Genomic DNA, 8,568 nt, shown 5'->3' on the forward strand with positions numbered 1-8,568 from the left:
ATTACTTAATCGTTACCTGGCGTGACCTGGCACACAGCTCGCCCAGTCCTTCAGCTGTCACAGGGGAAATCACTCCCCACTCTGTGACGATCGCCGTCACCAACTCGGGCGGCGTCACATCGAATGCGGGGTTGTACACCTGCGTCCCCAGCGGAGCCACCGGAATCACGCCTCCCGCCTCAACCCCGGCCATCGACACCTGGGGTGCCGTGACCTCCGTCACTTCATGTCCGGCCCGCTGCTCCACCTCGACGGACGCTCCGTCGGGGGTGTCCGGGTCCACGGTCGTACCCGGCGCCACCACGATGAACGGCACGTGGTGGTACTTGGCAAGAACCGCGAGCGGATAGGTCCCCACCTTGTTCGCGACGGAACCGTCCGCCGCGATCCGGTCGGCCCCGACCAGCACCGCGTCCACCTCACCGGCCGCGAACAGCGACCCCGCCGCATTATCCGTGAGCAGCGTGTACGCCATCCCCGTCCGCGCCGCCTCGTACGCGGTGAGTCGCGAACCCTGGAGCAGTGGCCGCGTCTCGTCGACCCACAGCCGGGTCAGCCGTCCCACCCGGTGCGCGGCGAGCGCCACCGCGAACGCGGTGCCCTCACCCCCGGAGACCAGTGCCCCCGAGTTGCAGTGCGTGAGGATCCGGTGCTGTCCGCCCGGCAGCATCTCGTCGAGCAGCGCGAGGCCGTGTCCGGCCATCGCGGCGCTGGCGTCGGCGTCCTCCCGGTGGAGCGCCCGCGCGGTGGCGAGTGCGTCCCGGGCGGCCCGCTCCCGGTCTCCCTCGGCCCCGAGCCCGGCTCGGTACGCCGCAAGAGCCCGGCGCACGCCTCTGGCGAGATTCACCGCGGTGGGCCGCGCGCCGGCCAGCGCGTGGGCCGCCTCGTCCACGTCGAACCCCCGTGCCGCGGCCAGGGCGACCCCGTACGCCCCCGCGATGCCGAGGAGTGGCGCTCCCCGCACGGCGAGCGTCCTGATCGCCTGGACGAGCGCCTGCGCGTCGGTGCAGACCAGCTCGACCTCCTCCACGGGCAGCCGGGTCTGGTCGAGCAGGACGAGCGCGGGCCCCTCGGCCGGCTCCTCCCATCGGAGTACGGGTATGTCGGTGGGCCGCTTGTCGTCGCCGGTTTGCGCGTACTGATCAGCCATCCGCCCAGTCTGCCCCGTACCCGGCGGACAATTGAAGGTGTGCAGCCCATACGGCACCCGGTCAACTCCGAGCCACACCGTGGCACGATGGGCGCCAAGCTGCCACCGCGACCGCGGACGGGCACCGTGAAGGAGCGACGATGAACGACACTCCGGGCTGGGCCTCGCCCGGATCTGCCCCCTCCGACGGCCAGGACGACCAGCCTGAGCAGGGCGGCCAGGACGGCCACACCGGCGACGGCAAGGACGCAGCTCCCGACCCGAAGTGGTCCAAGGAGCAGCCGCCGCCCGCGCAGTGGTCCGCCCCGTCCGGCACCGGCCAGACCCCGCCCCCTCCGTCGCCTCCGTCCCAGGGCTGGGGCGGAGGCTCCCCCGGCGGCCCCGCGGGCCCCGGCAGCTACGGCGGCGGTGGCGGTTACGGCGGGCCAGGAGGTGGCTACGGCGCCGGATGGGGCTCCTGGCAGGGCAGGCCCCCGGCCGCCAAGCCCGGCGTCATCCCGCTGCGCCCGCTCGGCGTCGGCGAGATCCTCGACGGCGCCGTGTCGACGATGCGCGCGCACTGGCGCACCGTCCTCGGGATCTCGCTCTCCGTGGCCGTACTCATCGAGATCGTCGTCGTCCTCCTCCAGGGCATCGTCCTGAACAACTCGACGAACACGGACGCTCTCGACGACCCGAGCGCGACCGCGAGCGAACTGACGCGCGCCGTCGGCGACACCCTGCTGAGCTCGGGCGTCGTCCAGATCGTCTACCTGCTCGGCACCATCGTCGCCACAGCCCTGCTCACGACCGTGACCAGCCGGGCCGTCCTCGGCAAGTCCGTGACGACCGGGGAGGCCTGGCAGGACGCCAAGCCCCAGCTCCTCAAGCTGGCCGGCCTGACGCTCCTCCTGCCGCTCATCGCCGCCGCCGTCCTGCTCGTCTGCATGGTGCCCGGCATCCTCGTCGCCGCCATAGGCTCCTCCGACTCCGGCGCCCCGCTCATCGCCCTCGGCGCCCTCGGCGGCGCCGTCCTGGCAATCTGGCTGATGATCCGCTTCTCGCTCGCCTCGCCCGCCCTGATGCTGGAGAAGCAGAGCATCCTGAAGTCGATGAGCCGCTCCGCCAAGCTGGTCCGCGGCTCCTGGTGGCGGGTCTTCGGCATCCAGCTGCTGGCCGGGATCATCGCCGGACTCGTCTCGTCGATCATCGTCATCCCGTTCACCTTCCTCGCCGCCGCACTCGGGGGCGAAGGCGTCAGCGGACTCCTCGACGGCGGCACCGGCGACCTCGGCTGGACGTTCCTCATCGTCACCGGCGTCGGCTCCGTGATCGGCTCCATGCTCACGTTCCCGATCACAGCGGGCGTCACCGTGCTCCTCTACATCGACCAGCGCATCCGCCGCGAGGCCCTCGACCTCGAACTCGGCCGCGCGGCAGGCCTCCAGGGCTACGGCGACACCACGAGCCCCACCCCGGGGAGCTGATGCGGTGAGCCCGGCGGGGGGAGTGCTCTGGGCTGCCGCGCTGCGCTCGCGCACGGGCGGCGACGAACCACCGGTGACGATCGGGCGCGACCCCGCGCGGGAAGCGGCCCGACGCGAGCTGTCCGAGCCCGCGTACCACCAGGACGACACGAGCCTCCTCCAGCGGGGCCTCAACCGCTTCTGGGAATGGCTCGACAAGTTGTTCTCCGCCGCCTCCGGGGCGACCCCCGGCGGCGGATTCGGCCTGCTCGTCATCGTGCTCGCCGTCGTGGCCCTCGCCGTCGCCCTGTGGTGGCGCCTGGGCACCCCGCGCCGCTCCATCCACTCCACCGCCGTGCTCTTCGACGACCGCCCCCGCACTGCCGCCGAACACCGCGCGGCCGCCGAGGCACACGCCGCCCAGGGCCACTGGACCCAGGCCGTGCAGGAACGGATGCGCGCCATCGTCCGCGCTCTGGAGGAACGCGCACTCCTCGACCCGCGCCCCGGCCGCACCGCCGACGAGGCCGCCACCGAAGCCGGCCGCACCCTGCCCGCGCACACGGACCGACTGCGCACCGCGGCCCGCGACTTCGACGACGTCATATACGGCGGCCGCACCGCCACCCCGCAGACGTACGAGCGCCTCACCACGCTCGACTCCGAACTGGACCGCACCACCCCCACGCTCACCGGCAGCGCCCCCCGAGGAGCCGCCGAGTGACCACCCAGCATCCGACGGCCCCCGCCGCTGCCCCGCCGAACGCACAGGACTCCACGCCACCGGCACACCCGGGCGAGCAGCCACCGGCCACCTCCACGGCACGCACCCCACGCCAGCTCTGGACCCGCACGCGCGGCCTGCTCATCGCCGCCGCGATCCTGCTGATCGCCGCCGTCGCCATCGCGCTCGTCCGCTCCGACGCGGCCCACGGCCGCCTCGACCCGCGCTCCGCCGACCCGGGCGGCAGCCGTGCCGTCGCCCGACTCCTGGCAGACCGGGGCGTCTCCACGCGCGTGGTCACCACCACCGCCGAGGCCCGCGACGCGGCAGGCCCCGACACCACCGTCCTGGTCGCATCCCCGAACCTGCTCACCGACCGCCAGCAGGCCCAACTGCACGCCGCCACCACCGACTCCGGCGGCCGCACCGTCCTGATCGCCCCCGGCGCCCCCTCGCTCGGCACCCTCGCCCCCGACGTCACCGCGGACCCCGCACCCAGCCTCGACGCACTCGCGCGCCCCGGCTGCACCCTGTCCGCCGCCCGCCGCGCCGGCGACGCCGAGACCGGCGGCCGCCGCTACGCCACGTACCCCGCGGACGCCGACACCTGCTACCGCAGCGAAAGCCTCCCCACCCTGCTGCGCCTGCCGGAGCCCAAGGGCGGCGACACCGTCCTGATCGGCGCCCCCGACATCCTCCTCAACGACCGTCTCGACAAGCAGGGCAACGCCTCGCTCGCCCTGCAACTCCTCGGTTCCCGCCCCCACTTGGTCTGGTACCTCCCCTCCCTCTCCGACGATGCCCGGGCCACCGGCTCCGAGCGTCGCGGCTTCTTCGACCTGCTCCCCTCGGGATGGCTCTGGGGCACCCTGCAACTCTTCGTCGCAGCCGTCCTCGCCGCGTTCTGGCGCGGCCGCCGCCTCGGCCGGCTGGTCCCCGAACGCCTCCCCGTGGCGATCCGCGCCTCCGAAGCCGTCGAAGGACGCGCCCGCCTCTACCGCAAGGCCAACGCCCGCGACCGCGCCGCCTCCGCTCTGCGCACCGCCACCCGCACCCGCCTCGCCCCCCTCATCGGCGTCCCCCCGTCACAGGCCCACACGCCCGAGACCCTGCTCCCCGCCCTGACCGCCGCACTCCACACCCCCGGCCAGGACCCACGCCCCCTCCTCTTCGGCCCGCCGCCCGCCAACGACGCGGCCCTCACAGCCCTCGCCGACCAACTCGACGCCCTCGAAAGAGAGGTACGCCACTCATGATGGCCCCGACCACTGACAACGCCGGGCCCACCGGAGATCCCCGCAGCTCACGGGCGGCTCTGGAGGCCCTGCGCGCGGAGATCGCCAAGGCCGTCGTCGGCCAGGACCCCGCGGTCACGGGCCTCGTCGTGGCGCTCCTCTGCCGCGGCCACGTCCTCCTCGAAGGCGTCCCCGGAGTGGCCAAGACCCTCCTCGTACGCGCCCTCGCGGCCTCCCTCGAACTCGACACGAAGCGCGTCCAGTTCACCCCCGACCTGATGCCGAGTGACGTCACGGGCTCCCTCGTCTACGACGCCCGCACCGCCGAGTTCTCGTTCCAGCCCGGCCCGGTCTTCACCAACCTGCTCCTCGCGGACGAGATCAACCGCACCCCGCCCAAGACCCAGTCCTCCCTCCTCGAAGCCATGGAGGAACGCCAGGTCACGGTCGACGGCACCCCCCGCCTGCTCCCCGACCCCTTCCTGGTCGCGGCGACGCAGAACCCCGTCGAGTACGAGGGCACGTACCCCCTCCCCGAGGCCCAGCTGGACCGTTTCCTCCTCAAGCTCACGGTTCCCCTCCCCTCCCGCCAGGACGAGATCGACGTCCTGACCCGACACGCCCAGGGCTTCAACCCGCGCGACCTGCGCTCCGCGGGCGTACGCCCCGTAGCCACCGCCGCCGACCTGGAAACCGCCCGGGCTGCCGTGGCGAAGACCGCGATCTCCCCCGAGATCACGGCCTACGTCGTCGACATCTGCCGCGCCACGCGCGAATCCCCGTCCCTCACCCTGGGCGTCTCCCCCCGCGGTGCGACGGCCCTTCTGTCCACGGCCCGCGCCTGGGCCTGGCTGACGGGCCGCGACTACGTCATCCCCGACGACGTGAAGGCCCTCGCGCTGCCCACGCTCCGCCACCGGATCCAGCTCCGCCCCGAGGCCGAGATGGAGGGCGTCACGCCCGACTCGGTCATCAACGCGATCCTGGCCCACGTCCCCGTTCCCCGCTGACGCAAGGCTCTGGACCCATGGCCCTCACCGGACGCACCGCCCTGCTCGCCGCCCTGGGCTCCCTCCCCGTAGGCATCTGGGAGCCCAGCTGGACCGGCATCCTGGCCGTGAACACCCCCCTGGCCCTGGCCTGCGCCTGCGACTTCGCCCTGGCCGCCCCGGTACGCCGACTGCGCCTGACCCGTTCCGGCGACACCGCAGTACGCCTGGGCGACCCGGCCGACGTCACCCTCACCGTCACCAACCCCTCACGCCGCCCCCTGCGCGCCCAGCTCCGCGACGCCTGGCCTCCCAGCAGCTGGCACCCCGGCACCGAGGTCGAGGCGTCCCGCCACCGCGTGACGATCCCCCCGGGCGAACGCCGCCGCATCACCACCCGTCTGCTCCCCACCCGCAGGGGTGACCGAAAGGCCGACCGGGTGACGATCCGCTCGTACGGCCCGCTGGGCCTCTTCACCCGCCAGGGCAGCCACGAAGTCCCCTGGACGGTCCGCGTCCTCCCCCCGTTCCACAGCCGCAAGCACCTGCCCTCGAAACTGGCCCGCCTGCGCGAACTCGACGGCCGCACCAGCGTCCTGACCCGCGGCGAGGGCACCGAATTCGACAGCTTGCGCGAGTACGTTCCCGGGGACGACACCCGTTCCATCGATTGGCGCGCCACCGCCCGCCAGTCGACACTCGCGGTCCGCACCTGGCGCCCGGAACGCGACCGACACATCCTTCTCGTCCTCGACACGGGACGCACCTCCGCCGGCCGCGTCGGCGACGCACCCCGCCTCGACGCGTCGATGGACGCCGCGCTCCTCCTCGGCGCACTGGCCTCCAGGGCCGGCGACCGGGTCGACCTGCTCGCCTACGACCGCCGCATCCGCGCCCTGGTCCAGGGCCGCGCGGCCGGCGAACTCCTGCCGGCCCTGGTCAACGCCATGGCCCCACTGGAGCCGGAACTCGTCGAAACGGACGCCCGCGGCCTGACCGCGGCGACCCTGCACACAGCTCCCCGCCGTTCACTCGTCGTCCTCCTCACGAGCCTCGACACGGCCCCCGTGGAGGAGGGCCTCCTCCCGGTCCTCTCCCGCCTCACCAAGCGCCACACGGTATTGGTGGCTTCGGTGGCGGACCCGACGATCGCGGAAATGGCCGGCTCCCGAGGAAACACAGAAGCGGTCTACGACGCTGCCGCCGCGGCCCAGGCCCAAGCGGAACGCCACCGCACGGCGGAACTGCTCATCCGTCGCGGCGTCACGGTCGTCGACGCCACCCCGAACGACCTCGCACCGGCGCTGGCGGACGCCTACCTCGCTTTGAAAGCAGCAGGCCGACTCTAAGAGGGTGTCTCACGTGGCAAGTTTCGCGAGCTTCTTGTAGCAGGTCAGGGCAGCGGCGATGGCCAGGCCTCGGCTCTGTCAGTCGTTGCGGACCACGTACGGGATCTTGAGAGCACGAGCAGCCCATGGCAGGCTCATGCCGCATGATCGATGAATTCGCGAAGGACAACCTGCACGGGAGACTGCGGCGGGACCGCAAGGCGCTGCTCTGGAAACTCGACGGCTTGTCCGAATACGACGCCCGCCGACCTTTGACAGCGACCGGGACCAACCTCCTCGGCCTGGTCAAACACGTGGCCACCGTCGAGGCCAGGTACTTCGGCGAGGTCTTCGACCGCCCTTCCCCGGAACCGCTGCCCCGGTGGCAGGACTCCAACGGCAGCGATCTGTGGGCGACCGAGGACGAGACCCGCGATCAGATCATCGAGTTGTACCGGCGCACCTGGGAACACTCGGACACGACGATCAACGAGCTTCCCCTCGACGCCCCCGGCCACGTGCCGTGGTGGCCGGAGCCTTATCCCAACACGAACCTGTTCGCCATCATGGTCCATGTCCTCGCCGAGTCCATCCGGCATACCGGGCACGCCGATATCCTGCGCGAGGGCCTCGACGGCCGGACCGGGGTGCGCGCCGAACACGAGAAGCAGATCGACGAAAAAGCCCGTGCAGCCCACTGCGCGAAGATCGAGCAGGCCGCCAGGTCGGCCGCACCAGTCAAGGCTTAGAGGGTGTCCCACGTGATCTGATGTTCGTGCGGCATGACGCCGGTCGTGGGTGCTGATCTATCGAAGCGTCCGGTTCCTGATGAACTCTGGGAGCTGGCCGCCCCGCTGCTGCCGTCGTTCGCTGCCCGTCCGCAAGGTGGTGGGACCGCTCCGCGTGACGAGCGGGCCGTGTTCACAGCAGTGGTGGATGCGCTGACCAGCGGCTGTGCCTGGCAGCATCCGCCGCCGACGTTCGGCACGTCGCCCGCCACCGCGCATCGCCGCTTCACGGTATGGACCGAGGTCGGCCTGTGGCCTCAGCTGCACCGGGCGGTGCTGGACGAACTCGGGGCCCGGGGCGAGGTGGACTGGAACTCGGCGATCGTCGACGCGGCCTCCGTTCGCGCCAAAAGGAGGGATCGCTGATCGGGCCGAACCGGTCGATCGCGGCAAGAAGGGCAGCAAGCTGCACGTCCTGTCCGATGCCCAGGGCATCCCGCTCGCCGTCGCCTGTCCGGCGCGAACATGCACGACAGCCTCGCCCTCAAGCCGCTCATCTTCGGCCTACCCCGTCCGGTCCCGCCGGGGATCACGGCGGTGCCGACCCGTCAAACTCCGCTCGGACAAGGCGTACTTCTCCGCCGAACACCTGGCCTGGCTGCGCGGGCTCGTCGCGCGCATCGCGCGGCCCGGCATCGAGCTCTTCGGCTACCGCCCCCTTACCGTCCGATACGAACGAAAGGGCTCGCACTTCCTCGCTTTCCTCGGCCTGGCCGCCGCCCTGACCTGCTACAAGAAGCTCGCGAAACTTGCCACGTGGGACACCCTCTAAATGTGAGGAAAAGGCCTGGCCCTGAAAAGGGGGTCCGGGCGAAAAAGGGGGCCGGCCTGCGACCGTCCCTGAACGCAGAAAACCCCCGTAACAGGATTCTCATCCGTTACGGGGGTTTTCTTCAAAAATAGTTCGGC

At 71.9% G+C, this 8,568-nt stretch carries 7 protein-coding genes and 1 pseudogene; 7 read left to right on the top strand and 1 reads right to left on the bottom strand.

Going from position 1 to position 8,568, the window contains the following annotated elements:
• Nucleotide 1 precedes the first annotated feature (1 nt).
• The gene (mtnA, locus tag ACWFR4_RS23880; protein ID WP_453465321.1) at nt 2-1,150 is read right to left on the bottom strand and encodes an S-methyl-5-thioribose-1-phosphate isomerase; all 1,149 of its coding nucleotides are present in this window, start codon (nt 1,148-1,150) and stop codon (nt 2-4) included.
• Between the two features lie 140 nt (nt 1,151-1,290).
• On the opposite strand from mtnA, the gene ACWFR4_RS23885 reads away from it, so the two are divergent.
• The 7 genes and pseudogenes from ACWFR4_RS23885 (at nt 1,291) to ACWFR4_RS23915 (ending at nt 8,431) form a co-directional block, all read left to right on the top strand.
• Nucleotides 1,291-2,616: a glycerophosphoryl diester phosphodiesterase membrane domain-containing protein gene (locus tag ACWFR4_RS23885; protein ID WP_453465319.1), complete on the top strand. Its 1,326-nt coding sequence runs from the start codon at nt 1,291-1,293 to the stop codon at nt 2,614-2,616.
• 4 nt (nt 2,617-2,620) lie between these two features.
• The gene (locus tag ACWFR4_RS23890; protein WP_453465318.1) at nt 2,621-3,319 is read left to right on the top strand and encodes a DUF4129 domain-containing protein; all 699 of its coding nucleotides are present in this window, start codon (nt 2,621-2,623) and stop codon (nt 3,317-3,319) included.
• The gene (locus ACWFR4_RS23895) at nt 3,316-4,575 is read left to right on the top strand and encodes a DUF4350 domain-containing protein (RefSeq protein WP_453465316.1); all 1,260 of its coding nucleotides are present in this window, start codon (nt 3,316-3,318) and stop codon (nt 4,573-4,575) included. The genes ACWFR4_RS23890 and ACWFR4_RS23895 overlap by 4 nt, the downstream gene beginning before the upstream one ends.
• Nucleotides 4,572-5,564, top strand: coding sequence for an AAA family ATPase (locus ACWFR4_RS23900; RefSeq protein WP_453465314.1), 993 nt, complete (start codon nt 4,572-4,574; stop codon nt 5,562-5,564). The genes ACWFR4_RS23895 and ACWFR4_RS23900 overlap by 4 nt, the downstream gene beginning before the upstream one ends.
• A 17-nt stretch (nt 5,565-5,581) precedes the next feature.
• Nucleotides 5,582-6,892 carry a DUF58 domain-containing protein gene (locus tag ACWFR4_RS23905; RefSeq protein WP_453465312.1) on the top strand — a complete coding sequence of 437 codons (1,311 nt, stop codon included), beginning with the start codon at nt 5,582-5,584 and terminating at the stop codon, nt 6,890-6,892.
• Between the two features lie 143 nt (nt 6,893-7,035).
• A complete protein-coding gene (locus tag ACWFR4_RS23910; RefSeq protein ID WP_453654394.1) occupies nt 7,036-7,620 on the top strand; it encodes a DinB family protein in 585 nt (194 codons plus the stop codon).
• A gap of 33 nt (nt 7,621-7,653) precedes the next feature.
• Nucleotides 7,654-8,431: pseudogene (locus tag ACWFR4_RS23915) on the top strand (IS5 family transposase).
• Nucleotides 8,432-8,568 lie beyond the last annotated feature (137 nt).

The sequence above is a fragment of the Streptomyces sp. NPDC055140 genome (assembly GCF_053607285.1).

Excerpts from the sequence above, each read along its gene's own strand:
- mtnA (WP_453465321.1), bottom strand. The coding sequence starts at position 1,150 with ATGGCTGATCAGTACGCGCAAACCGGCGACGACAAGCGGCCCACCGAC.
- ACWFR4_RS23885 (WP_453465319.1), top strand. The coding sequence starts at position 1,291 with ATGAACGACACTCCGGGCTGGGCCTCGCCCGGATCTGCCCCCTCCGAC.
- ACWFR4_RS23900 (WP_453465314.1), top strand. The coding sequence starts at position 4,572 with ATGATGGCCCCGACCACTGACAACGCCGGGCCCACCGGAGATCCCCGC.
- ACWFR4_RS23905 (WP_453465312.1), top strand. The coding sequence starts at position 5,582 with ATGGCCCTCACCGGACGCACCGCCCTGCTCGCCGCCCTGGGCTCCCTC.
- ACWFR4_RS23910 (WP_453654394.1), top strand. The coding sequence starts at position 7,036 with ATGATCGATGAATTCGCGAAGGACAACCTGCACGGGAGACTGCGGCGG.